Raw genomic sequence first — 25,221 nt, forward strand, 5'->3', positions numbered from 1 at the left:
TTGTGCGCCAGCTGGTTGCCACGGCGGTTGAGCTCGGCATAGCTCAGGGTCTGCTCGCCAAACACCAGCGCCGGGGCGTCCGGGGTGGCGAGTACCTGGGCTTCGATCAGCTGGTGAATGCTGCGCTCCTTCGGGTATGTCGCCTGGGTTGCGTTCCAGCCTTCGACCATCTGTTGCTGTTCTGGCAGTCCCAGCATTGGCAGCTCGCCAACCACCGCGTCAGCATTCTCCACCAGCGCCTGCAGCAGGTTGGCAAAGTAACCAGCCAGGCGGCCAATGTTCTCGTCACTCCACAACGCACGGTCGTGGCTGTACTGCATCGACAGCGTCGTGCCCAGCTCCACCACCAGGGTCAGTGGGTAGTTGGTCTGCTCCTGCACGGCCACGTCGCCGAAGCGCAGGCCACCGGGCGCGCCCTGTTGCAGCGCATCGGCCACCGGGTAGTTCTCGAACACCAGGATGCTGTCGAACAAGGCGTCACCGCCCTGCCCCGCCCAGCGCTGCACGTCGTACAGCGGGGTGTGCTCGAACTCGCGCACGGCCAGGTTGCCGGCCTGCACCTGGCCGACCCACTCGGCCACGGTCTGCTCGGCGCGCGGGGCGCCAATCACCGGCAAGGTGTTGATGAACAGGCCGATTTGCTCCTCTATGCCCGGCAGGTCTGCCGGGCGGCCGGCGACCGTGGCGCCGAAGCAGACGCTGGCCTGACCGGTGCAGCGCTGCAACAGCAGCAGCCAGGCCGATTGCACCAGGGTGTTGACCGTGACCCGGTTGGCCCGGGCGAAGGCTTCGATGCGCGCGGTCTGCTCAGGGTCGAAGGCCAGGCGGTGGTCGCCATGACCGCTACCGCTCGCGCCTGCGCTGCCGGCGATGGCCTGGGCCAGTCGGGTCGGCTCGTCCAGGGCCGCAAGCTGAGCTTTCCAGAAGGCTTCGGCAACTGCCGCGTCCTGGCCCTGCAGCCAGGCGATGTAGTCGCGGTAGTGCGTGGCCTGTGCCTGCGGCGCCAGGCCGGCATAGCGCTGCAGCACCTCGCCCAACAGGCGCGAGGTGCTCCAGCCGTCCATGAGGATGTGGTGGTTGGTGTAGATCAGGTGATGGCGGGTATCGCCCGTGCGCACCAGTAACAGGCGCAGCAGCGGCGCGGCAGACAGGTCGAAGCCGCGCTGGCGCTCACCCTCGGCCAGGGCTTGCAATGCCTGCTCCAGCGCCGGCTGGCCACGCCAGTCGTACTCGCTGCACGGCAGTTCGACGGCCTTGCGTACCACCTGCACGGCCTGCTCCAGTTCGCCCTGCAGGATGAAACCGCTGCGCAGGATGTCGTGGGCATCGAGCGTGGCCTGCCAAGCCTGCTGGAAACGCTGCACATCCAGCCCATCCACATCCACGCGCAGCTGGTTGATGTAGTTGCCGGCCTGCTGGTCGTAAAGGGTGTGGAACAACATGCCCTGCTGCATGGGTGACAGCGGGTACACATCGGCGATCTGCCTGGGCTCCAGCGGCAAGCTGTCCAGTTGCGCCTGGGTCAGCGCGGCCAGTGGGAAGTCCGACGGCGTCACGCCCTGGTGCCGGGCATCGCAGCAGTGCTCGACCAGCTCTGCCAACGCCTGCCCGTAGGCCTGGGCCAGCTTCTCGATGGTGGCCGGGTGATGAACGTCGGCGCTGTAGGTCCACTCCAGGAACAGCTCGCCGCCGTACACCTGGCCGGTGATGCTCAGCCAGTTGCCCAGTTGTGCGCCGGCACATTGGGTACGGCCTGCGCTTTCCCCGCTCGGGGTGAACAGGGCGCCGGCCTCGGCATCGAAGCTGGCATCGAACTGGCCCAGGTAGTTGAAGGTGACACGGGCCTGGGTGGCACGCTCGAGCTGGTCACGCACTTCAGCATCGCCGAGGTAACGCAACAGGCCGTAGCCGAGGCCTTTGTCCGGCACGCTGTGCAGTTGCTCCTTGATCGCCTTGATCGACTGGCCAAGGTCCTGGCCGGGTGTGAGGCGCACCGGGAACAGGCTGGTGAACCAGCCCACGGTGCGGCTGAGGTCGAGGTCGTCGAACAGGTCTTCGCGGCCATGGCCCTCCAGCAGTACCTGCACGTTATCCCCTGCGCTCCACCGGCACAGGGTACGCGCCAGCGCGGTCAGCAGCAGGTCGTTGATCTGCGTGCGGTAGGCCGCCGGGGCCTGTTTCAGCAGCTTGGCGGTGCGCTCGGCGTCCAGCCGCGTGGCGGCGGTGCGGGCATGGGTGTTGGCCAGGCTGCCCTGCGGGTTGTCACGCGGCAGTTCGCCGTTATCGCCGGCCAGGGCCTGCAGCCAGTAGTCCCGCTGTGCTTGCAGCGCCGGGCTGCCGGCATGGCTGACCAGGCGCTCGGCCCAGGTTTTTACCGAGGTGGTCTTGGCGGGCAGGCTCACGGCCTGGCCGTTCAGCAGTTGCCGGTAGGCCGCTTGCAGGTCTTCGAGCAATACCCGCCACGACACGCCGTCGACCACCAGGTGATGGACCACCAGCAACAGACGCTGCTGGCCATCGGCGAAATCGAACAGTTCGGCACGCAGCAGCGGCCCGTGCTCCAGGTTCAGGCTGGCCTGTACCTGGTTGCCGGCGGCGTCCAGTTCACTCAGTGCGGCCAGGTTGCGCTGGCGCAGCAGTGGTGCATTGTCCAACGGCTGGAAGCGCGCCTGCCACTGGCTTTCGCCACGATTGAAGCGCAGGCGCAGGGCATCGTGCTGTTCGACCACGGCGCGCAGGGCTGCCTCCAGATGTTGCACCTGCACCGGGCTGGCCGGCTTGAGCAGCACCGACTGGTTCCAGTGCGCCGGCTGGGCGATCTCCATCTCGAAGAACCGCGCCTGGGCCGGCAGCAATGCCACCTCACCGCTGGTGGCGGTGTCCACGGCTGCGGCCGCAACCGCTTGCTTGGCCTCGATGCGATTGGCTACCTGGGCCAGCTGGGCGATGGTCTGTTGTTCGAACAACTGCTTGGGGGTAATCCTGATGCCCTGGCGTTTGGCCCGGGCGATGATCTGCAGGCTGAGGATCGAGTCGCCGCCCAGTTCGAAGAAGTTGTCGGTGCTGCCGACCTGCTCCAGCTTGAGCACATCGGCCCACACGGCGGCCAGCTTTTCCTCGATATCACCTTGCGGCGCCACGTAGCCACGGCTGACCGCGCCCGGTGCCGGCAAGGCGCGCTTGTCGAGCTTGCCGTTGGCAGTCAGTGGCAGGCGCTCCAGCAAAAGTATCTGCGCCGGCACCATGTAGTCCGGCAGGCGCGCCTGCAATTGCGCCTGCAGTTGCTGCACGGTCACGCCTGCGTCGGCCACCCCGTAGCCCACCAGCTGCAAGCGCTCGGCGTCACCCTCCAATGGCAAGGCCAGTACCACGGCCTCGCTGACACCGGGCAGACCGGCCAGTACCCGGCCGACTTCACCCGGCTCCACGCGATAGCCACGGATCTTCACCTGATCGTCGGCACGGCCGATGAACTCGACCAGGCCGTCGGCAGTCAGCCTCGCGCGGTCGCCGGTGCGGTACAGGCGTGTACCACCCTCGCTCGGCACGAAGCGTTCGGCGGTCAACGCTGGCTGGCCCAGGTAGCCCTGGGCGACGCCTTGCCCGCCCAGGTAAAGCTCACCGGGCACCTGCGCCGCCATCGGGTTGAGGTAGCCATCCAGCACCTGGGCGCAGGCGTTGCCCAGCGGGCGCCCGACCGGCACCGTGCGGCAACCTGGCAGCGGCTGCCCCGGCTCGAAGGTGAGCACGCCGACTGTGGTTTCCGTCGGGCCGTAGTGGTTGATGACCCGGCAGGTCGGGCGCAGCTCGCGGATTTTTTCCAACAGGCCCCAGCTGCATGCCTCACCCCCCAGGATCAGCGCCTCGGCGGGCAGCACATCGGTGGCGCGGGCCGCTTGCAGCAAGCCTTGCAGGTGGCTCGGCACCAGCTTCAGCACGCCGACCTGGTGCTGCGCCATGTAGCTGGCGAAGCCATCCGGGTCGAATGCCAGTTCCTGTGGCAGCAGGTGCAGCAGGCGGCCCGAGGCCAAGGCACCGAACAGCACGGTGTGGCCCAGGTCGGCTGCGGTGGTGGAGACCATCGCCATGCTGGCCTCGGCCGGCAGTTGCAAGCGTTCCAGCACCGCCTGGGTGTAGCTGGCAAGTGCGCCGTGGCTGACCAGCACGCCTTTCGGCTGGCCGGTCGAGCCCGAGGTGTAGATCAGATAGGCTGGTTGTTCGGCGGCGATGGCTACCTCGACCGGGCTGTCGCTGCAGGTTGCCCAGGCGGTGTGATCGCAGGCAATCAGCTGCACGCCGTCCAGGCCGGCGAAGCGCTGGTCGCCCGGCTCATGCAGAAGTACGGCGGCGCCACTGTCGGCAACCAGTTGTAGCAGGCGCTCCTGCGGCTGCTGGGTGTCAAGCGGCAGGTAGGCGGCGCCGGTCTTGAGCACCGCCAGCAAGGCGCCGACCCACTCGATGGAGCGCGGCAGGCTCAGGGCGACGATGCTGCCGACACCGACGCCGCGCTGGCGCAGGTAGTCGGCCAGGCGGTTGGACGCCGCCTCCAGCCCGGCCTGGGTCATGAACCGGTCACCGGCACGCACACCGCCGTGGGCCTGGCCTTGCGCCATTGCCTGGCGCCACAAAGCGAGGAAGTCGCCGTGCGGGTAGGCCTGCGTGGCTGCTGGCAGCAGCGTCGCCATTTGCGGGCTGTCGACGATCGCCTGCTGCGGGTCGCGGGCCAGCGCATCCAGCACCTGGCGCAGCGAAGCGGCCATGCGTTCGATGGTGGCCTGCTCGAACAGGTCGGTGGCGTAGGTGAAGTAGCCTTCGATGCCGTCGGCCTTGTCGGAGAAGTCGAACGCCAGGTCGAAGCGGGCGTCGCCGCCGTCACGGGCAAAGCCTTCCACCTCCAGCGCGCCCAGGCGCTTGCGCCCTGCATCGCTGGCGGCCACGTGCTGGTTGATCTTGAACTGGAACAGCGGGTTGTGGGCCAGGTTGCGCTCGGGCAGCAAGGCATCGACCAGGTGCTCGAACGGCAGTTCCTGGTGCGACTGGGCGCCGCCTATCACGTCTTTGACCTGCTCCAGCAACGTGGCGAAGGTGGCGCGCTCGTCCACCTGCACACGCAAAACCTGGGTATTGATGAAGAAGCCGATCAGGCCTTCCAGCTCCTTGCGGTTGCGCCCGGCATTCGGGGCACCGATGCGGATATCGGCCTGGCCGCTGTAACGCGACAACACAACCGCCATTGCGGCCAGTACCAGCACGAACAACGTGTGGCCACCCTTGCGCGCCTGGCTGCGCAGGGCCTCGGCCTGCTCGGCGCCTATGTCCACGCGCACCACCGCGCCACGCTGGCTGGGCGTGGCCGGGCGCTCGAAGTCCAGCGGCAGGCTCAGCACCGGCTGCTCGTCGCCCAACTGGGCCTGCCAGTAGGCCAGCTGGCGCTGCGCTTCACCGGCCTCGAGCCAGGCGCGCTGCCAGATGGCGTAATCTGCGTACTGGATCGGCAACGCCGGCAAATCGGCCTGCCGGCCTTCGGCCAGGGCGGTGTAAAGCTGGATGAATTCCTGCACCAGCACATCGCTGGACCAGCCGTCGGAGATGATGTGGTGCATGCTCAGCGCCAGCACGTGGTGATCGGCGGCCACGCTCAGCAGGGTCACCCGCAGCAGCGGGCCGGCCAGCAGGTCGAAGGGCTGCTTGAGGGCGGCGTCCACTGCCATGCTCAGCGCTGCCTCGTCGGCGGCACCGTCGAACATCACCCGTTCCAGCGCCAGCGGGCAGTGCTCGAGGATTTCCTGGTAGAACTCGCCCTCCTCCGAGGCAAAGCGCGTGCGCAGCGATTCGTGGCGTTGCACCAGTGCATCCAGTGCCTGTTGCAGCACCGCCTGGTCCAGCTCGCCCTTCAGGCGTACCGCCATGGGCACGTTGTAGGCCGGGCTGTCGGGCTCCAGCTGCCAGAGAAACAGCAGGCGTTGCTGGGCGTACGACAGCGGAATGCGCGCAAGGCCCTGGCGCGCGGGCACGATGGGCAGCAGGCGGAAGCTCTGCCCGGTGGCCTGCATCTTTTCCAGGATCTGCTGGCGTTGCTCCACGGGGAGGCCAACGAAACGTTGGGCGATGCGTTGTGCGGCAGTAAGTTCCATGTCAGGCCTCTGTGAATGCATTCATCATTTGTTCGATATCGCTCAGGCCATCGTCGGAGAGCGACAGGCCCTGCTCGTCCAGTGCCTGGGCGAACGCGCGTAGTTCCGGGTGGCTGAAGATCAGCCGCAGGGGGATGTCCAGCCCCAGCTCGACGTTGATCCGCGACACGGCCTGGGCTGCCAGCAAGGAGTGGCCGCCCAGCTCGAAGAAGTTGTCGTTCAGGCCGACCCGGGCAACGTTGAGCAACTGCGCCCAGATGCTCGCCAGCTGCTGCTGCCGCTCGCTCTGCGGCGCCTGGTAGTCATGCTGCGGCTGGTTCGGGTCGGGCAGCGGCAGGGCCTTGCGGTCGAGTTTGCCGCTGGGGGTCAGCGGCATGCTCGGCAGGGTCACCAGGTAGGCCGGGATCATGTAGTCCGGCAGGCTGGCCTTGAGGTACTGCTTCAGGGCCTGGCGCAGATCGCCACGGTAGCCTTCGGCCGGCACCGCATAGGCGCACAGCTGCTTGCCACTGGGCAGGTCGATGGCCAGCACTGTGGCTTCGCGAACGTCCGGGTGCGCCCGCAGGTACTGCTCGATCTCGCCCAGCTCGATACGGAAGCCGCGCACCTTCACCTGGTGGTCGACCCGGCCGCGATAGGCCAGCTGGCCGTTTTCGTCGTAGCAGCCGAGGTCGCCAGTGCGGTACAGGCGGCCACCGCCAACCGGGTCGAACGGGTCGGGGATGAAACGCTCGGCGGTGAGTGACGGCCGCTGGTGATAGCCGCGCGCCAGGCACCCTGCCCCGCCGATGAACAGCTCGCCGGGCACGCCCACCGGTGTCGGCGCCAGGCCATCGTCCAGGGCATGCAGGGTACGCCCCGGCAAGGCACGGCCGATCGGTACGCCGCCCTGGCTGACCTGCTCCACGGTCATCTGCGAGCAGTCGTAGGTGGTGGCGACCACGGTGGCTTCGGTCGGGCCGTAGGTATTCAGCAGGCGCACCGCTGGCGGGCCGTCGGCCAGCCAGGCGCGCAGGGCATCTTCCGGTACCGCCTCCCCCCCCACGTGAATCTGCTTCAGCCGGCCATAGGCCTCGGGGGCTCGGCGCTCCAGCGCCAGCAGCCGCCAGTAGGCCGCCGGCAGGTCGGCCACGGTCACGCCGTGGCGGTTGATTTCCTCCAGCAGGGTGGCGGTGTCCCACAGCCGCAGGTCGCGCAGCACCACACAGGCGCCCTTGGCCAGCGGCGGGAAGAACTGCTCGATGAAGCCATCGAAGCTGATGGTGGCGAACTGCAGCACGCGATCGCCCGGGCTGAGGCGCGAATAGTCGCCGGCCACCTGGCAGAACAGCGACAGGGCCTGGTGGTCGATGGCCACGCCCTTGGGCATGCCAGTGGAGCCGGAGGTGTAGATGACGTAGGCGAGGTTGTGCGGTGCCGCCAGGTTGGCCAGCGGTTCGGCGGGCCAGGCGTGCAGCCACTCGGTGCCCGGCTCCAGTACCACGCAGGGCAGTTGCTTGCCCAGTTGCAGGCGCTCACGCGAAGGAGCATCGGCCAGCAGCAGGCCGATATTGCTGTCCTCGACCATGTAGGCCAGACGTTCTTGCGGGTAGTCCGGGTCCAGCGGCACATAGGCGCCACCCGCCTTGTGAATGGCGATCAGCGCCAGGGCCATGCCCAGGCCACGCTCGACAGCCACGCCGACCAGGCAGTCCGGCCCCACGCCCAGCGCCCGCAGGCGTTGGGCCAACCGGTTGCTGCTGCGGTCCAGTTCGGCGTAGGTCATCTGCTGGTCATCGAAGACCAGCGCCAGTGCATCCGGCCGCTCACGCGCCTGGCGCTCCAGCAACTGGTGTGCGCACAAGCCGCTGCCAGCCTGGGATGCCGGGTTCCAGCCGTAGGTCAGCTGCTGGCGTTCGGCACTGCCAAGGAAGTCCAGCTCGGCAATGCAGCGCTGCGGTTCGGCGCAGATGGCGTGCAGCAGTGCCTGCCAATGCCCGGCCATGCGCTCGATACGTGCGGCATCGAACAGGTCGGTGGAATAGTTGAACGAGGCGGTTACGCCATCGGTGCGTTCCAGGGTGTTGAGCGAGATGTCGTACTGCGCGCCCGGCTCCAGCAGGTCCACTTCCTTGACCTGCAGGCCGTGCAGGGCATCGCTGGACACCTGCTCGCCAAGGTCGCGCAGGTGGTTGTACAGCACCTGGAAGAACGGGTTCACACCTTGGGCACGATCGGGGTACAGGGCCTCGGCTACTTCGAGGAACGGCACATCCTTGTTGGCCTGGGCCTGCAAGGTGGTTTCCTTGATCGCCGCCAGCAACTGCGGGAAAGGCTGGCTGCCATCGACACTGATACGGGCCACCACCACGTTGATGAAGAAGCCGATCAGCCCTTCCAGTTCCAGACGGTTGCGGTTGGTGACCGGCACGCCGATGTTGAGCGTGTCCTTGCGGCTGTAGCGTGACAGCACGATCGCATAGGCCGCCAGGAACACATGGAACAGCGTGGCGTTGGATGCCACCGCCAGGGCTCGCAGGCGCTCGGTGAGGGCCTGTGGCAGGCGCACGTCGAAGCGGCTGCCCTGGTAGCTTCTGACCTGCGGGCGAATGCGGTCGGCAGGCAGTTCCAGCACTTCGAAGTCGTCTTCCAGGCGGGCCTTCCAGTAGTCGATCTGCGCCTGCATCTGCCCCTCGGCCAACCACTTGCGCTGCCAGGCGGCGAAGTCGACGTACTGCACCGGCAATGGTTCGATGGTTTGCGTCTGGCCCGTGGCGGCGGCGTTGTAGGCGGCGGCGAACTCGCGCACCAGCAGGCTCATCGACCAGCCATCGGAGACGATATGGTGCAACGTCAGCGACAACAGGTGCTCCTGCTCATGCACCTTGAACAGCCGCGCGCGCAGCAGGGGGCCGTGCTCCAGGTCGAACGGGACGAAGGCTTCTGCTTCCAGCTTGCGCATCTGCGCGGCGTGGCCCTGGCCGCTGAGGTCTTCGAAACCGATCGCTACCGTGGTGGCCGGCAGGATGCGCTGCCAGGGAACGCCGTCGGCCTCGACGAACACCGTGCGCAACGACTCGTGGCGAGTTACCAAGGCATCCAGTGCAGCCTGCACTGCACAGTGGTCGAGGTGGCCCTGCATGCGCACGGCCATCGGCGTGTTGTAGGCCAGGCTTTCGGGGTTGAGCTTCCAGAACAGCCACTGGCGGTTTTGCGAGCGGGACACCGGCAGCGGTTGCTGGCGGTCGAGGATCTCGATGTCCAGGCCGGCGCCCTGCTCGCCTTCAGCCACTGCCTGGGCAAAGGCCTGCAGGTCGACGGTGTCGAACAGGCTGCGCAGCGGGATATCCAGGCCCAGTTGCTTGCGTATCCGCGATACCGCCTGGGTGGCCAGCAGCGAATGGCCGCCAAGGGCAAAGAAGTTGTCGCCCAGGCCTACCTGCGGCACTTGCAGGACTTGCGCCCAGATCTGTGCCAATTGCGTTTGCAGTGGGGTCTGCGGCGCCTGATAGGCCACCTGGGTGGCGACGGGCTCCGGCAGCGCCTTGACATCGACCTTGCCGTTGACCGTGACCGGCAGGTGCTCCAGCACCATCAGGTGGGTCGGCACCATGTGCTCGGGCAGCAGGCTCTTGAGGCTGGCGCGGATCGATTCCTGCCAGGCCAGCCTGTCGACCGGCATCTGGCTCGGCACCAGCCAGGCAGCCAGTTGCAGTTGCGGCGCCTGGCCATGCACGCGGACCAGGGCGTTGGTGACACCGCCCAGGGCACGCAGCTGGTTTTCGATTTCGGCCAGTTCCACGCGATAGCCACGGATCTTCACCTGGCCATCCATGCGCCCGGCGAACTGCAGGTCGCTGCCTTGGCGTACCCAGTCACCGCTGCGGTACAGGCGCTGGCCGTGGCTGCCATTCGGGTCGGGGACGAAGCGCTCGGCGGTAAGTGCCGGGCGGTTCAGGTAGCCACGGGCCAGGCCGGCGCCACCGATGTACAGCTCGCCTTTCGCTTTGGCCGGCAGGGGTTGCAGGCAGCGGTCGAGCACCGCGACGCGGGTGTTGGCCAGTGGCTGGCCGAGGCTGGCCTGCTCGTTCAGTTCGGCGACCAGCACACCGACGGTGGTCTCGGTCGGGCCGTAGTGGTTGAACACCTTCAGCGCCGGGGCCAGGTTGCGGACCTTGCCCAGCAGGCTCGGGCTGATGGCCTCGCCACCGAGCACCAGGCACTGCGCCGGCAACGCCGAGCGGCCAGCCACCAACATGGCTTCCAGGTGCGACGGTACGATCTTCAGCGCGTCTACCTGGTGCTCGGCCAGGTAGGCGGCGAAGCCTTCGGCATCCAGCACCTGCTCGCGTAGCAGCAAATGCAGCGTGTGGCCGCCGCACAGGGCGCCGAACAGCATGGTGTGGCCAAGGTCGGCAGCCGGGGTCGAGACTTGAGCCATGCTGCCGATACGCTCGACCGGCAGGCGCGCGGCTATGGCTTCGACGTAGTTGGCGAGGGCGCCGTGGCTGATCGCCACGCCCTTGGGCTGGCCGGTGGTGCCGGAGGTGTAGATCACGTAGGCCAGGTTGGCCGGCGCCGGGGCGATGCGGGCGGCGCTACCGTTGCCGGTTTGCGCCCAGTCCAGGCACTGCACGCCCTCGGGCAGTTCGGCCTGCCAGTTAGCGGGCGCCAGTACCAGGCGCGTGCCGCTGTCGGCAAGCATGTAGGCCAGGCGTTCGGCCGGCTGCTCGGGCTCCAGCGGCAGGTAGGCGCCACCGGCCTTGAGTACGCCGAGGATGCTGGCGAGCATGCCCACACTGCGGTCGGCCAGCACGCCGACCAGTGTGTCCGGCCCTGCTCCGGCCTCCGCCAACCAACCTGCAATGGCCTCGGCGCGGGCATCGAGCTCGGCGAAGCTGGCCTGCTCGCCCGCAGCAATCACGGCCGTGCGTTCGGGGTGGCGGCTGGCGGCCGAGGCAAAACGCTGGTGAACCAGCAGCGTTGCGTCAGCCTGCGCAGGCGCGCCAATGGCAGTAGCCAGGCCTGGTAATGGCAGCTCGCCGACTGCGCCACCCGCCTCGTCGGCCAACGCCTGCACCAGGGCCAGCCACTGCTCGCCAAGGGCTTCGACGGTGGCCGCATCGAACACGTCGGTCGCATAGGTGAACGCTGCGTGCAACTGCCCCGCTCGCTCATGAGTATCCAGCGCCAGGTCGAAGCGGGCGCTGTGCTTTGCCAGCACGACCGGCGCCAGGCTCAGGCCGGAGCGGGTCTCGATGGCTTGCACGTCCGCCACCTGCGCCTGGTGGTTGAACAGCACACGGAACAGCGGGCTCTCGCTGCTGCGCGGCAGGTCCAGGGCTTCGACCAGTTGCTCGAACGGCAGGTCCTGATGGCTTTGCGCGCCTACGGCGGTTTCGCGCACGCGCTGGAGCAGGCCGGTGATGTCCAGCAGCGGGTCGATTTCGGTGTGCAGTACCTGGGTATTGATGAAGCAGCCGATCAGCCCTTGGCTTTCGGCGCGGTTGCGGTTGGCGATGGGCACGCCGACACGGATCGCCGACTGGCCGCTGTAGCGCTGCAGCAGCAGCTTGAAGGCTGCCAGCAGGACCATGAACAGGGTGACGTTATGCTTGCGTGCCAGGCCGCGCAGGCGTTCGGCAACATCTGCAGCGATGGGGAACTCGTGACGTGCGCCGCGATAGCTGGGGCGGCCCTGGCGGCTGCGGTCCAGTGGCAGTTCCAGCGGCGAATGATCGTCGCCCAGGCGCGCCTGCCAGTAGGCCAGCTGGCGCTCCTGCTCACCGGCCTGGAGCCAGCTGCGCTGCCACAGGGCGTAGTCGCGGTACTGGATCGGCAGCGGTTCCAGGCGGGCTTCGCTACCGGCCACGGCAGCGTCGTACAGGTGCAGGAATTCGTCGATCAGCACGTTCATCGACCAGCCGTCGGCGACGATGTGGTGCAGGGTGAGCAGCAGGATGTGCTCCTGTGCCGCCAGTTGCAGCAGGCGCACACGCAGCAGCGGGCCGCTGGCCAGGTCGAAGGGGGCCAGGGCTTCGGCTTCGGCAATGGTTTCGATGGCGGCCTGACGGGCGCCTTCGTCCAGGCCAGCCAGGGCATCCTGGTGCAGCTGCAACGGGGCAGCGCTGGCATCGACCTGCTGGCGCACGTCATCGCCGTCGGCGACGAAGCGGGTGCGCAGGGTTTCGTGGCGGGCCACCAGGGCATCGAAGGCGTGCTGCAGGGCGGCCAGGTCCAGCGGGCCCGTCAGGCGCACGGCCATGGGCAGGTTGTACGCTGCACCTTGCGGGTCGAGTTGCCAGAGGAACCACATGCGCCGCTGGGCGTACGACAGCTGATCACGCTCGGCCACCTCCACCCCGGGCGCAATCGGCAGCACGGAAAAATCCATGCCCTCGCCCTGCAGCGCCTTGAGGAACAGGCGGCGCTTGTCGGGGCTGAGTTCGATGAAGCGGCGGGCGAGCTTGAGCGTTTGGTCGGCATTCATGTCGAGCGGTGTCCTGGCAGTCGAGCGGTAACTGTCAGACGAAGGTGTGGGGGGCTGATTTAGTGGAGGATTCCTGGGCTTGGGGAGTCGCCTTGTCGGGCCTCTTCGCGGGAAAACCCGCTCTCACAGGGTCATCACCGACCTCAGTGTCAGTACAGTACCTGTGGGAGCGGGTTTACCCGCGAAGCAGGCAGCGCGATGGATGGCACGGGCTTCGCCCGTGTTCGCGGGCACGCCCGCTCCCACTGGAGTTGTGCATACCCTGCGGCATTCTGCTTAACCTGAGGCATGCACAATCCCTGTAGGAGCGGCTTTAGCCGCGAAAGGGCCAGCCCAACCAATACAAGGATCAGCGCAGCAAACCCAACTCGGCATCATCCAGCAGCGCCTTGGCCATGGCTGCGAAGTAATGCGAAGCCCAGAGCATCTGCTGATCGCCGTCCATCAAACCGGTCAGTGACAAGTCGCGTGCATAGCCCATCAGTTCCGAGGCTTGCTCCCGGGCGCTGCGGCAGGGGATGCCCTCAGCGATACGGAACAGCGGATGGGTTTGGCCTTCGCCTTGGTAGAAGTAGGTGACACCGGGGGTGGTTTTGGTTTCGTCGGTCATTGGTTTTCCTGAATGCTCGGTGACCGCCTCTTCCGTTTCCACAGGAAGGGTGGCGGCTGTACACGGGGTGGAAACCCGAGTGCATTCAAGGAAAACTCGGTAGGCACGAGGCCTCCCGGGTACAGCCGCCATGAACGACATAACCTGAAATGCTTGCTGCAGGTTTCCACACCCGATCGCTGAACCGTCAGCGACGGGCAAAGCCTAGAGTGCGGGATTTGCAGGAACAATCAGACGCGTGTCGACAGAGGTTGTAGGGTATTTCGCAGGGGGTGGAGTTGCCAGTCCCGAGGCGTAGGAAGAGTCTGGGATTGTTGTAGGTTGCTGGGGGCATGTCTTGAGAATGCGTCAGGGCTGACAGGTGTTCGCCATGACAGGTTCAGCGCCTATGAGATCGAGCGCCGCCCGCGCGGCGCATCGCGACGCAAGGCCGCTCCCACATCTGTTTCGGGCCAGTCACTCCTGCTTGCTCCGCACTCGCACCCGGGGTGCATGCCTGGGGATTGCAGAAAAGCAGTGGCGACACTTTCAATATCGAATGGGACAGACAAGGCGGACAGAGGTGACTTAACAGGCTGGACTGGCCCGAAACAGATGTGGGAGCGCAGTACCTTGAGATCTGTCAGCGCAACAACTCGGAATGCCCCTGCGCCATCGCCACCACCACCTTGCGCTTGCCGGTAAACGGCGACCGCGCATGCGCCGCAAGCATGTTATCCAGCATCAGCACATCGTTCTCCAGCCAAGGGAAGCTGATGGTGCATTCATCCAACACCCCGCGCACTTCATCGAGCAGCGAATCCTCGATGGTCGTACCGTCGCCGTAGTACACGTTACGCGGCAGGTCCTCCTCCTCGACGATGTCCATCAACGACTCGCGAACCTCTGGCTGCAGGTTCGACACATGGAACAGATGCGCCTGGTTGAACCACACATCCTGCCCGGTCACCGGGTGGCGCGCCACCACCTGGCAGCGCTGGCGGGTGCGCAATTCGCCGTCATCCTTCCAGATGCACTCGATGGCATGCGCCCGGCAATAGGCCTCGACCTGGCGCGGGTCTTCGGTGTTGAACACCTGCGACCATTCCACATCAAGGCCGTTGCCGTAGTTGCGCACATACATCAGCCCCTTCTCCACCAGCCGCTCACGAATGCGCGCCGGCATGCGCCGGTAAACCTCGCGGCTGTCGGCAATCGGCGTCTCGCCACCGGTCTCGGCGGGGATCACGCTGTAGAACCAGATCTTCATCGGCCATTCCAGGGTATAGGCCTGCTCGTTGTGCAGAGGGATGCTCTGGTGCGCTGGGTATTCGGTGGATGTGTACACGCCCTTGGTCACGTTGCTGCGCGGGGTGGAGCCAAACTCGTAGTTGAGCAGCGGGTGGCCGAAGGAAGCGGCGAACTGGCGGAAAGCCTCTGCGCCACCCACCTCGAACCCGCGAAACAGAATGCCGCCGGCCTGCAGCAAGTGCTGGTCCACCAGCGGCTGCAACTCGGCAAAGGCTTCCAGCAGGTCGATACCCGGCTCCGGCGCGCGCACCAGCAGCGGCAGGTTGCCGCGCGCGGCGTCCAGCGGTTCGATCGCAAAGCTCAGCAGTTCACTCATGTCCGGTCACCTCAAGCCAGGGCCGCATAGGCGGCGAAATCGGGATGTGCGCCATGTCGGCGCCTGACTAGATGAACGAGCGGGCCATGGGGAAATTCACCAGGGCCACACACACAGGTAAAGCTGGCACGCGCCGGTTCGTCTGAACGATGTGCACCCTTCTATCGCCCAGGAACCGTACATGACTCGCCAGCTCCTGCTCCTCGCCCTGCTCGCCGTGGCCCCTGCCGCGTGGTCGGCAGAGCCATGCGCCGTGGAAATCCATGGCACCGACCAGATGACCTTCGACAAGGCCACCATCACCGTGCCCAAGGCCTGCGCCGTGTTCACCGTCACGCTCACCCACCCTGGCGCCATGCCGAAGAACGTGATGGGCCACAACTGGGTGCTGAGTACCCAGGCCGACATGCAAGGCGTGCTGGACGACGGCCAGAAAGCCGGCGAAGCGCTGGACTACGTTAAGCCCGGCGACACCAGGGTGATCGCTCACACCCGCCTGATCGGCGGCGGTGAAACAGACAGCGTCAGCCTCGACACCCGATCGCTGAAGGCAGGTACCGCGTACAGCTTCTACTGCTCGTTCCCTTTCCACAGCACCTTGATGAAAGGCTCCCTGACCCTCGGCAGCTGACCCGCCCCTACCTCACCAGCGAGATCACGCTTCATGAAAACCTCCTCCCCCGGGGCCATCCGCGAATTGCTGGGCCTGCTGAAACCCTACCGCCCGGCGGTAATCGTCTCGGTGCTGCTGGGCATGCTCGGCGGCCTGGCCGTGACCGCCCTGCTGGCCACCGTCAACCAGGGCCTGCATGCCGCCGGCGGCATGAGCCAGGGCGTGATCCTGGCCTTCGCCGGCCTGTGCGTGCTGGCCCTGGTCAGCAGCGTGGCAGCCGACAGCGGCACCAACTACGTTGGGCAGAAAGTCATCGCCAGGCTGCGCAAGGACCTCGGCGCCAAGGTGCTGTCGGCGCCGATCGAGCAGATCGAGCGCTACCGCACCCACCGCCTGATCCCGGTGCTGACCCGCGACGTCGACACCATCAGCGACTTTGCCTTCGCTTTCGCCCCGCTGGCCATCTCGCTCACCACCGTGACTGGCTGCATGGCCTACCTGGCCTGGCTGTCGTGGCCGATCTTCCTCATCACCCTGGCGGCCATCGGCATCGGCAGTGGCATTCAGTACGTGGCCAGGCAGAAAGGCGTGGCCGGCTTCAACGCTGCCCGCGATGCCGAAGACAACCTGCAGAAGCACTACTCGGCCATCGCCGAGGGCGCCAAGGAGCTGCGCATCGACCGTCGTCGCCGCCATGCCATGCTGACCCGCAACATCCAGGGCACCGCCGACTTCATCGCCAACACCCATATCCGCGCCATCAACATCTTCGTCGCGGCCAAGAGCCTGGGGTCGATGCTGTTCTTCGTGGTCATCGGCCTGACCCTGGCCCTGCAATCGCTATGGCCGAGCAACGACCCGGCGGTGATGAGCGGCTTCGTGCTGGTGCTGCTGTACATGAAAGGCCCGCTGGAAACCTTGATCGGCAACCTGCCGATCCTCGGCCGCGCCCAGGTGGCGTTCCGCCGCATTGCCGACCTGTCCGAGCGCTTCTCCTCGCCCGAGCCGCACCTGCTGCTGGAGCCGCCGGTCAAGCGCGCCGCCCCGGCCAGCGCGCACCTGGAGCTGCACAACGTCGAGTACGCCTACCCGCCGGTGGACGGCAACGAGCCGTTCCGCGTCGGGCCGGTGAACCTGAGCATCGAGCCGGGCGAGATCCTGTTCATCGTTGGCGAGAACGGCTGCGGCAAGACTTCGCTGATCAAGCTGCTGCTGGGCCTGTACACCCCGCAACGCGGCGAAGTGCGCCTGAACGGCAAGGCCGTCGGCCCGGAGGGGCTGGATGACTATCGCCAGCTGTTCACCACGGTGTTCGCCGACTACTACCTGTTCGACGACTTGCCCGAGCACGAACAGAGCCTGCCCAGCGATGCCACGCGCTACCTGGAACGGCTGGAGATTGCCCACAAAGTGAGCGTGCGCGATGGCGCCTTTACCACCACCGACCTGTCGACCGGGCAGCGCAAGCGCCTGGCGCTCGTCAATGCCTGGCTGGACGGGCGGCCGGTGCTGGTATTCGACGAATGGGCGGCAGACCAGGACCCGACCTTCCGCCGGGTGTTCTACACCGAGCTGCTGCCGGACCTGAAGCGTTTGGGCAAGACCATCATCGTGATTTCGCATGATGACCGGTATTTCGATACGGCGGACAAGGTGGTGCACCTTAGCCGGGGGAAAGTGGTGGAGGCGTTGGAGCCGGCTTGAGATAGCAAAGGGGCTGCTTGGCAGCCCCAACAGGCAGAAATCAGAACAACCAGCGATACAGCAGATACGCCACCACCACCGCCAGCACCGGCCGCAGCACGCGGTAGGCCTTTGGGTTGGCGCGCTTGAACTGCTTCACCTGACCACTGATCCGGTTACTGAAGCGCTTGCTCCAGGCATACGCCTGGTTGATCCCGCCAACACGCTCGTCATCGGTATTCTGCGGCGCGGTGGCACGCCCGAGGAAGGCGCTGACCTGGCGGTTGATGCGAGTCATCAGCGGGCTGCTCAGCGGGCGTTCGATGTCGCAGAACAGGATCACCCGGGTAACGTCGGTCTCGTTCTTGACCCAGTGCACGTAGGTTTCATCGAACATCACGTCCTCACCGTCACGCCAGGCATATTCCTCGCCATCAACGTAGATGCGGCAAGCATCGGAGTTGGGGGTGGACAGGCCAAGGTGGTAGCGCAGGGAACCGGCGAACGGGTCGCGGTGCGGGTTCAGGTGGCTGCCGCCAGGCAGCAGGGCGAACATCGCACCCTTGACATTGGGGATGCTGCTGACCAGCTCGACGGTACGCGGGCACAGGGCCTCGGCAGAAGGCAACGGTTTGTCGTACCACTTCAGGTAAAAGCGCTTCCAGCCTTTCTTGAAGAACGAACCGAAGCCGGCGTCGTTATCCTTCTCGGCGGCGCGGATGTAGCCCTCGTCGAACAGGCGCATGGCCTCCTCGCGGATTTCCTGCCAGTTTTCCTTCAGCACGTCCAGCTCGGGAAAGCGCTGGCGGTCCAGGTATGGCTTGGACGGTACGCCGGAGAACAGGTACATCAGGCTGTTATAAGGGGCGAACAGCGCAGAATGGTTGACGAACTGGCGCAACACCGGCAAGCGAGCCTTGCCGCGCAGGTGCACGAACAGCACGCTGCCAAAAAACACCAGCAAGACACCCGCCTTGGCTGCAAAGGAAAAGGTCATGCTTTCACTCCTTGAGGAAGAAACAAGGCTGCGCGCCCTGCACTCCGATAAATCATCCTGCCATCATAAACTGATGCTGCCAGGGTAAAAACAGCCCGGGCAGCAACTCAATCATGAAGATTTTGCAATAAACCAAGCCGCCGAACGTTGCGCGGGATCAGCGGCAAGGCCATTACTGCTGGTTTTCCTGCTCGCTGAACATGTCGCTGAACAGCATGCTCGACAAGTAGCGCTCGCCGGAATCCGGCAGAATCACGACGATGGTCTTGCCCTGCATTTCCGGCTTTTCGGCCAGGCGCACGGCCGCCGCCATCGCCGCACCACAGGAAATGCCACAGAGAATGCCCTCTTCCTGCATCAAGCGGATGGCCATGGCCTTGGCCTCTTCGTCGGTCACAGTTTCCACCTGGTCGACAATCGACAGGTCGAGGTTCTTCGGCACGAAGCCGGCGCCGATGCCCTGGATCTTGTGCGGGCTAGGCTTGAGCTCTTCGCCGGCCAGGGTCTGGCTGATCAGCGGCGATGCCACGGGTTCCACCGCCACCGACAGGATCGCCTTGCCCTGCGTATGCTTGATGTAACGCGAAACACCAGTGATGGTGCCGCCGGTGCCGACGCCAGCCACCAGCACGTCGACCGCGCCGTCTGTGTCGTTCCAGATTTCCGGGCCGGTGGTTTTTTCGTGGATCGCCGGGTTGGCCGGGTTTTCGAACTGGCCCGGCAGGAAGTACTGGGCCGGGTCGGAGGCGACGATTTCGTTGGCCTTCTCGATGGCGCCCTTCATGCCCTTGGCCGGGTCGGTCAGCACCAACTCGGCACCCAACGCCTTCAGCACCTTCCGGCGCTCCAGGCTCATGGAGGCGGGCATGGTCAGCATCAGCTTGTAGCCACGGGCGGCGGCGACGAACGCCAGGCCGATGCCGGTGTTGCCCGAGGTCGGTTCGACGATGGTCATGCCCGGCTTGAGCTTGCCGCTGCTTTCGGCGTCCCAGACCATGTTCGCGCCGATGCGGCATTTGACCGAATAGCCCGGGTTGCGCCCTTCGATCTTGGCCAGGATGGTCACGCCGCGCGGGGCGATGCGGTTGATCTGCACCAGCGGCGTGTTACCGATGGAGTGGGCGTTGTCTGCAAAGATGCGGCTCATGGCAGGAGTCCTTGGCATGAAAAAAAGCAGGGAAAGACCTCAAGGGTAAGCCCGGGCCGAGGGCCCGTAAAGCCTGTTCGAACTCAGCCAGACACCTTGCGGTCAACCGCATATCCCGCCTTGGAGACACGTCGATGAGACCCCGTTATCGCTGGCCGCTGATCGGCCTGGCCAGCCTGATCGTGCTGTTGGTGGCGCTGCACCTGGCCCTGCTCTATCTGGTGCGCGACTACCTCAACGACAAACTGGCCGACATGGGCGACTACCGTGGCCAGGTGGCCGATGTGGACCTGGCCTGGTGGCGCGGCGCTTACCAGATCAATGGGCTGAAGATCGTCAAGACCACCGGCAAGGTGCCGGTGCCGTTTCTCGACGCGCCGCTGATCGACCTGTCGGTGAGCTGGCACGCCTTGTGGTACGACCGCGCAGTGGTTGCCGAAGTGGTGTTCGACCGGCCGGAGCTCAACTTCGTCGATGGCGGCAACAAACAGAACTCGCAGACCGGCCAGGGCACCGACTGGCGCCAGCAACTGGAAAAACTGCTGCCGATCACCCTCAACGAGGTTCGCATCGACAAAGGCGTGCTGACTTTCCGCAACTTCAACTCCAAGCCACCCGTCAACCTAAAGGCCACTCAGCTCGATGCCAGTATTCGCAACCTCACCAACATCCGTGACGAAAAGGGCCGACGTGATGCCAGCTTTGATGGCACGGCGCTGATCGTAGGCGATGCCAAGGTGGAAAGTCGCGCCACCTTCGACCCGTTCAGCGATTTCGACGACTTCGAGTTCCGCCTGCGCGCCACGGGTATCGAGTTGCGCAAGCTCAACGACTTCGCCAGCGCATACGGCAAGTTCGACTTCAATGCCGGGCACGGGGATGTAGTGATAGAGGCCGAGGCGACCAACGGCCGATTGAATGGGTACATCAAGCCACTGTTGCGGGATGTGGATGTGTTCGACTGGCAGCAGGATGTGCAGGAAAAGGACAAAGGCTTCTTCCGCTCAGTCTGGGAAGCGCTGGTGGGCGCGACCGAGACGGTATTGAAGAACCAGCCAAAGAACCAGTTCGCGACCCGGGTAGAGCTCAGCGGTAGCGTGCACAAGCAGGATATCAGCGCCTTCGAGGCGTTTCTGCAGATCCTGCGCAACGGGTTCATTCAGGCGTTCAATGCGCGGTATGAGCGTGACGCGCCGGATTGAGACCAAAATGCCGTGACGGGGCATTCAGGGACTGAATACCTGGTCTGCGTTTCCAGTCGACGAACCCCGCGTTATAGTCGGTGACAAATCGAAAACAGGTGTTGGACCTCTTCGCGGGCACGCCCGCTCCCACAGGTACTCCACAGATCCATAGTTTGTGCAATTCCTGTGGGAGCGGGCGTGCCCGCGAAGAGGCCCTGACAGGCATACGGCAGAGGACAGACCCATGAAGTTCGAAGGCACCCGCGACTACGTCGCCACAGACGACCTGAAACTGGCGGTAAACGCGGCCATCACCCTCGAACGCCCCTTGCTGGTCAAGGGCGAACCCGGCACCGGCAAGACCATGCTCGCCGAGCAGCTGGCAGCTTCGTTCGGTGCACGCCTGATCACCTGGCACATCAAGTCCACCACCAAGGCCCACCAGGGCCTCTACGAGTACGACGCGGTCAGCCGCCTGCGTGACTCGCAGCTGGGCGTGGACAAGGTCCATGATGTGCGCAACTACCTGAAGAAGGGCAAGCTGTGGGAGGCCTTCGAGGCCGAGGAACGGGTCATCCTGCTGATCGACGAAATCGACAAGGCCGACATCGAGTTCCCCAACGACCTGCTGCAGGAACTCGACAAGATGGAGTTCTACGTCTACGAAATCGACGAGACCATCAAGGCCAGACAGCGCCCGATCATCATCATCACCTCCAACAACGAAAAGGAGCTGCCGGACGCCTTCCTGCGCCGCTGCTTCTTCCACTACATCGCCTTCCCCGACCGCACTACCCTGCAGCAGATCGTCGACGTGCACTACCCGAACATCAGCCAGTCGCTGGTCAGCGAGGCGTTGGACGTGTTCTTCGACGTGCGCAAGGTACCAGGCCTGAAGAAAAAGCCGTCCACCTCCGAACTGGTCGATTGGCTCAAGCTGCTGATGGCCGACAACATCGGTGAAGCGGTGCTGCGCGAACGCGACCCGACCAAGGCCATTCCACCGCTGGCCGGCGCGCTGGTGAAGAACGAGCAGGACGTACAACTGCTCGAGCGCCTGGCCTTCATGAGCCGGCGCGGCAACCGCTGACAGGAGCCGGGCCATGCTGCTCAACCTGTTCAATGAAATGCGCGCGGCCAAGGTGCCGGTGTCGGTACGCGAACTGCTCGACCTGCACCAGGCCCTGCAAAAGCGCGTGGTGTTCGCCGACATGGACGAGTTCTACTACCTCGCCCGCGCCATCCTGGTGAAGGACGAGCGCCATTTCGACAAGTTCGACCGCGCCTTCGCCGCTTACTTCAAGGGCCTGGAAAACCTCGACCGGCATATCGAGGCATTGATCCCCGAAGACTGGCTGCGCAAGGAGTTCGAGCGCTCGCTGACCGACGAGGAGCGCGCGCAGATCCAGTCGCTGGGTGGCCTGGACAAGCTGATCGAGGAGTTCAAGAAGCGCCTCGAAGAGCAGAAGGAGCGTCACGCCGGCGGCAACAAGTGGATCGGCACTGGCGGCACCAGCCCGTTCGGCTCGGGCGGCTTCAACCCCGAGGGCATCCGCGTGGGCGAGGCCGGCAAACGCCAGGGCAAGGCGGTGAAGGTATGGGACCAGCGCGAATACAAGAACCTGGACGACCAGGTGGAGCTGGGCACCCGCAACATCAAGCTGGCTTTGCGCCGGTTGCGCAAGTTCGCCCGTGAAGGCGCCGCCGAAGAGCTGGACATCGATGGCACCATCGACCACACCGCGCGGGATGCCGGGCTGCTGAACATCCAGATGCGCCCCGAGCGGCGCAATACGGTGAAGCTGCTGTTGCTGTTCGACATCGGTGGGTCGATGGACGCCCACGTCAAGGTCTGCGAAGAGCTGTTTTCGGCGTGCAAGACCGAGTTCAAACACCTGGAGTACTACTACTTCCACAACTTCGTGTACGAGTCGGTCTGGAAGAACAACCTGCGCCGCACCTCGGAGCGCTATTCCACCTTCGACCTGCTGCACAAGTACGGCGATGACTACAAGGTTGTGTTCGTCGGCGATGCGGCCATGGCGCCCTACGAGATTACCCAGCCGGGGGGCAGCGTGGAGCACTGGAACGAAGAGGCCGGCTATGTGTGGATGCAGCGTTTCAAGGAGAAATTCAGGAAGATCATCTGGATCAACCCGTACCCGAAGCAGGCCTGGGACTACACCGCATCGACCCACCTGGTGCGGGACTTGATCGAGGACAAGATGTACCCGCTGACCTTGCAGGGGTTGGAGGAAGGGATGCGTTACCTGTCCAAGTGATTTTGCCGGTACCGGCCCTTTCGCGGGTGAACCCGCCCCCACAGGTATTGCGCAAGCCTTGAGGCCTGTGGGGTACCTGTGGGAGCGGGTTCACCCGCGAAGAGGCCGCCAGCCTCAACGCCAACGGTCCAGGTATACCTGCTGCTCCCGCCACGCCTCATCCTGCACCACCGCCCGGAACCGCACCACAGCCCCCGGCATGCACTGCGCCAGTTGCGCCAGCGCCAACGGCGTCAATGCCCCCAGCCGCGGATAACCGCCAATGGTCTGCCGGTCATTGAGCAACACGATCGGCTGCCCATCCGGCGGCACCTGCACCGCCCCCAGCGGAATCCCCTCGGAAATCATCGGCGCGCCCTGGTAGACCAGCTGCGGCCCCAGCAGGCGGATGCCCATGCGGTCGGCACGGCTGTCCAGCGTCCACTCGCGGTTGAACGCCTCGAACAGGCTGGTACCGCTGAAGTCACCGATCTGTGCGCCCATCACCAGGTCAAGCACAGGCTTTTGTGCGTACTGTGGCCGCAGCGCTTCCGGTACCTCACGCAGGTTCGCCGACGTGCCTGAAAATGCCAGCGCCTGGCCTTTGCCGAGCGCAGAGCCGTGGCCATCGATACCGCCCAGTTCTTCGCGCACGACCGTGGCACGACTGCCCAGCACATCCTCGCCAAGAAAACCGCCAGGTGCTGCCAGATACGCCCGCACGCCCTGCTTCGGCTGTTTCAGGCTCAACCGCTGCCCCTTGGCCAAGGCAAAGCTGCGCCAGGGCGCCAGCGGCTGGTCATCGACCCGCGCATCAAGGTCGGCACCGGCCAGGGCCAGCACACAATCCTGTTCAGCGACCACACAGAAACCGCCCAGCGCCACCTCCACCACCGGTGCCGCCAACGGGTTGCCCAGCAGCCAGTTGGCCCAGTGCATCGCCACCCAGTCCAGCGCCCCGCCCTGGGTCACGCCCAAGTGGCGTACGCCAAAGCGCCCGGCATCCTGCAACTGGCACAGCGGTGTACTGGCCTCGATCTTCAACTGCTTCATGCCTGCGCCTCCACATCACCGCCCAACGCCACGAACTCGCTGCGCGAAACCGGCACGAAGCGCACCCGGTCACCGGGTTGCAACAGGCTGTAGCCCTCGCGTTCACGGTCGAACAGGCGCACCGGGGTACGCCCGATCAGGTTCCAGCCACCCGGCGATACCGCCGGATAGGCCGCCGTCTGGCGCTCGGCAATACCGACACTGCCGGCCGCCACGCGCTTGCGCGGGGTGCTCAGGCGCGGGCTGGCCAGGCGTTCGTCCACCAGCCCCATGAAGCCGAAACCGGGGGCAAAACCCAGCGCGAACACCGGGTACTCGCGCTCGCTGTGCAAGCGGATCACCTCTGCTTCACTCAAGCCACTGCGGGCCGCCAACACCGGCAGCTCCGGGCCGACGCTGGCGTCGTACCACACCGGGATCTCATGGCGGCGGCCACCGCTGCCCGTGTCTGGCTGCAAGCTCTCCAGCGCACGGATGATCAATGCCCTCGCCTCACCCGGTGGCAGGTCGAACTGCACCATCAGCGTGGTGTAGGACGGCACCAGGTCCAGCAAGTGCTCGCCGAACGCCGCGTGCAGGCGCTGGCTGGCGGCAAGCATCCACGGCATGTTGCCCTCGTCGATGGAATCGAACAGGCGCACCATCAGGCTGTCGATGGCCACAACTTCAATACGCGGCTTCATCGCGACTCCAGGGCATCGAGGGCCTGGCGAATCTGCCGCACCGCCGCTACCGAACTGTCATTGTCGCCGTGCACGCACAGGGTGCTGGCTGCAAGCGTCAGTGCACTGCCATCGTCCGCCACCAGCGTGTCGCCACGAGCCAGGCGCACGGCCTGCTCCACCACCAGCGCCGGGTCGTGGTGCACCGCACCGGGCAGGCGCCGCGACACCAGGTGCCCGCTGGCGGTGTAGGCGCGGTCGGCGAATGCTTCGAACCACAGCGGCACGCCGATTTCATCGCCCAGGGCCTGGGCGGCGCGGTTGTCGGCGGTGGCCATCAGCATCAACGGCAGGCCGCCGCCATAGGCCGCCACAGCCTCCAGTACGGTACGCAGCTTGAGCGGGTCGGCCATCATGTCGTTGTACAGCGCGCCATGGGGTTTCACGTAGGCCACGCGGCCGCCCAACACTTTGCAGATGCCTTCCAGCGCACCGATCTGATAGTGCAACAGGTCGCGGATTTCCTCCGGGCTGCAGGCCATGGAACGGCGGCCGAAGCCGACCAGGTCAGGGTAGGCCGGGTGCGCACCGATGGTCACGCCGTGCTCCAGCGCCAGGGCCACGGTACGGCGCATGATGCCGGGGTCGCCGGCGTGGTAGCCGCAGGCGATGTTGGCGCAATCGATGTAGGGCATGACTTCGGCATCCAGGCCCATGCGCCAGCTGCCGAAACTCTCGCCCATGTCGCAATTGAGTAGCAGGCGTTCCACCGCACGGCCTCCGTTGTCGTTGTTCATATGCC

14 protein-coding genes are annotated in these 25,221 nt (G+C 65.5%); 5 read left to right on the plus strand and 9 right to left on the minus strand.

Annotated elements, in window-relative coordinates:
- From IRZ77_RS21055 to IRZ77_RS21070, 4 genes are all read right to left on the minus strand, one after another.
- Nucleotides 1-6,134: non-ribosomal peptide synthetase (locus IRZ77_RS21055; RefSeq protein ID WP_196174349.1), on the minus strand; the 6,134-nt coding region annotated here is incomplete at its 3' end.
- 1 nt (nucleotide 6,135) lies between these two features.
- Entirely contained in the window at nucleotides 6,136-12,603 is a 6,468-nt protein-coding gene (locus IRZ77_RS21060; RefSeq protein WP_196174351.1) for a non-ribosomal peptide synthetase, read from the minus strand.
- Nucleotides 12,604-12,952: 349 nt separating this feature from the next.
- Nucleotides 12,953-13,213 carry a DUF3077 domain-containing protein gene (locus tag IRZ77_RS21065; RefSeq protein ID WP_015271332.1) on the minus strand — a complete coding sequence of 87 codons (261 nt, stop codon included), beginning with the start codon at nucleotides 13,211-13,213 and terminating at the stop codon, nucleotides 12,953-12,955.
- Nucleotides 13,214-13,835: 622 nt separating this feature from the next.
- Nucleotides 13,836-14,819 (minus strand): TauD/TfdA family dioxygenase, encoded by a 984-nt coding sequence (locus tag IRZ77_RS21070; RefSeq protein WP_196174353.1) that lies wholly within the window; start codon nucleotides 14,817-14,819, stop codon nucleotides 13,836-13,838.
- Nucleotides 14,820-15,000: 181 nt separating this feature from the next.
- Between IRZ77_RS21070 and azu the strand changes: the two genes are divergently transcribed.
- Nucleotides 15,001-15,450 carry an azurin gene (azu, locus tag IRZ77_RS21075; RefSeq protein ID WP_046616452.1) on the plus strand — a complete coding sequence of 150 codons (450 nt, stop codon included), beginning with the start codon at nucleotides 15,001-15,003 and terminating at the stop codon, nucleotides 15,448-15,450.
- Between the two features lie 33 nt (nucleotides 15,451-15,483).
- The gene (locus tag IRZ77_RS21080) at nucleotides 15,484-17,136 is read left to right on the plus strand and encodes a cyclic peptide export ABC transporter (RefSeq protein WP_108479948.1); all 1,653 of its coding nucleotides are present in this window, start codon (nucleotides 15,484-15,486) and stop codon (nucleotides 17,134-17,136) included.
- A 40-nt stretch (nucleotides 17,137-17,176) separates the two neighbouring features.
- On the opposite strand, the gene IRZ77_RS21085 is transcribed toward IRZ77_RS21080, so the two are convergent.
- Together IRZ77_RS21085 and cysK are read right to left on the minus strand one after the other, a co-directional pair.
- Nucleotides 17,177-18,112, minus strand: coding sequence for an aspartyl/asparaginyl beta-hydroxylase domain-containing protein (locus tag IRZ77_RS21085; RefSeq protein WP_108479949.1), 936 nt, complete (start codon nucleotides 18,110-18,112; stop codon nucleotides 17,177-17,179).
- A 172-nt stretch (nucleotides 18,113-18,284) separates the two neighbouring features.
- Complete coding sequence (gene cysK, locus IRZ77_RS21090) at nucleotides 18,285-19,259, minus strand: cysteine synthase A (protein ID WP_046616455.1); 975 nt, start codon at nucleotides 19,257-19,259, stop codon at nucleotides 18,285-18,287.
- Between the two features lie 134 nt (nucleotides 19,260-19,393).
- Between cysK and IRZ77_RS21095 the strand changes: the two genes are divergently transcribed.
- From IRZ77_RS21095 to IRZ77_RS21105, 3 genes are all read left to right on the plus strand, one after another.
- On the plus strand, nucleotides 19,394-20,461 hold the full coding sequence (locus tag IRZ77_RS21095; RefSeq protein ID WP_108479950.1) for a DUF748 domain-containing protein: 1,068 nt from the start codon (nucleotides 19,394-19,396) through the stop codon (nucleotides 20,459-20,461).
- Between the two features lie 226 nt (nucleotides 20,462-20,687).
- A complete protein-coding gene (locus IRZ77_RS21100; RefSeq protein ID WP_013973748.1) occupies nucleotides 20,688-21,533 on the plus strand; it encodes an AAA family ATPase in 846 nt (281 codons plus the stop codon).
- A gap of 13 nt (nucleotides 21,534-21,546) precedes the next feature.
- Complete coding sequence (locus tag IRZ77_RS21105) at nucleotides 21,547-22,725, plus strand: vWA domain-containing protein (protein ID WP_196174355.1); 1,179 nt, start codon at nucleotides 21,547-21,549, stop codon at nucleotides 22,723-22,725.
- A gap of 114 nt (nucleotides 22,726-22,839) precedes the next feature.
- Here the strand turns inward: IRZ77_RS21105 and IRZ77_RS21110 are convergent, their stop codons facing one another.
- Genes IRZ77_RS21110 through IRZ77_RS21120 form a run of 3 tightly spaced genes read right to left on the minus strand, consistent with a single transcriptional unit; the run spans nucleotide 22,840 to nucleotide 25,216 of the window.
- The gene (locus IRZ77_RS21110) at nucleotides 22,840-23,757 is read right to left on the minus strand and encodes a 5-oxoprolinase subunit C family protein (protein WP_135001729.1); all 918 of its coding nucleotides are present in this window, start codon (nucleotides 23,755-23,757) and stop codon (nucleotides 22,840-22,842) included.
- Nucleotides 23,754-24,440 carry a 5-oxoprolinase subunit PxpB gene (gene pxpB / locus IRZ77_RS21115; protein WP_046616458.1) on the minus strand — a complete coding sequence of 229 codons (687 nt, stop codon included), beginning with the start codon at nucleotides 24,438-24,440 and terminating at the stop codon, nucleotides 23,754-23,756. The genes IRZ77_RS21110 and pxpB overlap by 4 nt, the downstream gene beginning before the upstream one ends.
- A complete protein-coding gene (locus tag IRZ77_RS21120; protein ID WP_046616459.1) occupies nucleotides 24,437-25,216 on the minus strand; it encodes a 5-oxoprolinase subunit PxpA in 780 nt (259 codons plus the stop codon). Before IRZ77_RS21120 ends, pxpB begins: the two co-directional genes overlap by 4 nt.
- Between the last annotated feature and the right edge of the window lie 5 nt (nucleotides 25,217-25,221).

Origin of the sequence: Pseudomonas pudica (assembly GCF_015680405.1) — a bacterium.
In the GTDB taxonomy this organism is placed as follows: Bacteria; Pseudomonadota; Gammaproteobacteria; order Pseudomonadales; family Pseudomonadaceae; genus Aquipseudomonas; species Aquipseudomonas pudica.

Bases quoted from the DNA above. Each gene is read 5' to 3' on its own strand.
- IRZ77_RS21060 (WP_196174351.1), bottom strand. From the start codon at position 12,603: ATGAATGCCGACCAAACGCTCAAGCTCGCCCGCCGCTTCATCGAACTC.
- IRZ77_RS21065 (WP_015271332.1), bottom strand. From the start codon at position 13,213: ATGACCGACGAAACCAAAACCACCCCCGGTGTCACCTACTTCTACCAA.
- IRZ77_RS21070 (WP_196174353.1), bottom strand. From the start codon at position 14,819: ATGAGTGAACTGCTGAGCTTTGCGATCGAACCGCTGGACGCCGCGCGC.
- azu (WP_046616452.1), top strand. From the start codon at position 15,001: ATGACTCGCCAGCTCCTGCTCCTCGCCCTGCTCGCCGTGGCCCCTGCC.
- IRZ77_RS21080 (WP_108479948.1), top strand. From the start codon at position 15,484: ATGAAAACCTCCTCCCCCGGGGCCATCCGCGAATTGCTGGGCCTGCTG.
- IRZ77_RS21085 (WP_108479949.1), bottom strand. From the start codon at position 18,112: ATGACCTTTTCCTTTGCAGCCAAGGCGGGTGTCTTGCTGGTGTTTTTT.
- cysK (WP_046616455.1), bottom strand. From the start codon at position 19,259: ATGAGCCGCATCTTTGCAGACAACGCCCACTCCATCGGTAACACGCCG.
- IRZ77_RS21095 (WP_108479950.1), top strand. From the start codon at position 19,394: ATGAGACCCCGTTATCGCTGGCCGCTGATCGGCCTGGCCAGCCTGATC.
- IRZ77_RS21100 (WP_013973748.1), top strand. From the start codon at position 20,688: ATGAAGTTCGAAGGCACCCGCGACTACGTCGCCACAGACGACCTGAAA.
- IRZ77_RS21105 (WP_196174355.1), top strand. From the start codon at position 21,547: ATGCTGCTCAACCTGTTCAATGAAATGCGCGCGGCCAAGGTGCCGGTG.
- IRZ77_RS21110 (WP_135001729.1), bottom strand. From the start codon at position 23,757: ATGAAGCAGTTGAAGATCGAGGCCAGTACACCGCTGTGCCAGTTGCAG.
- pxpB (WP_046616458.1), bottom strand. From the start codon at position 24,440: ATGAAGCCGCGTATTGAAGTTGTGGCCATCGACAGCCTGATGGTGCGC.
- IRZ77_RS21120 (WP_046616459.1), bottom strand. From the start codon at position 25,216: ATGAACAACGACAACGGAGGCCGTGCGGTGGAACGCCTGCTACTCAAT.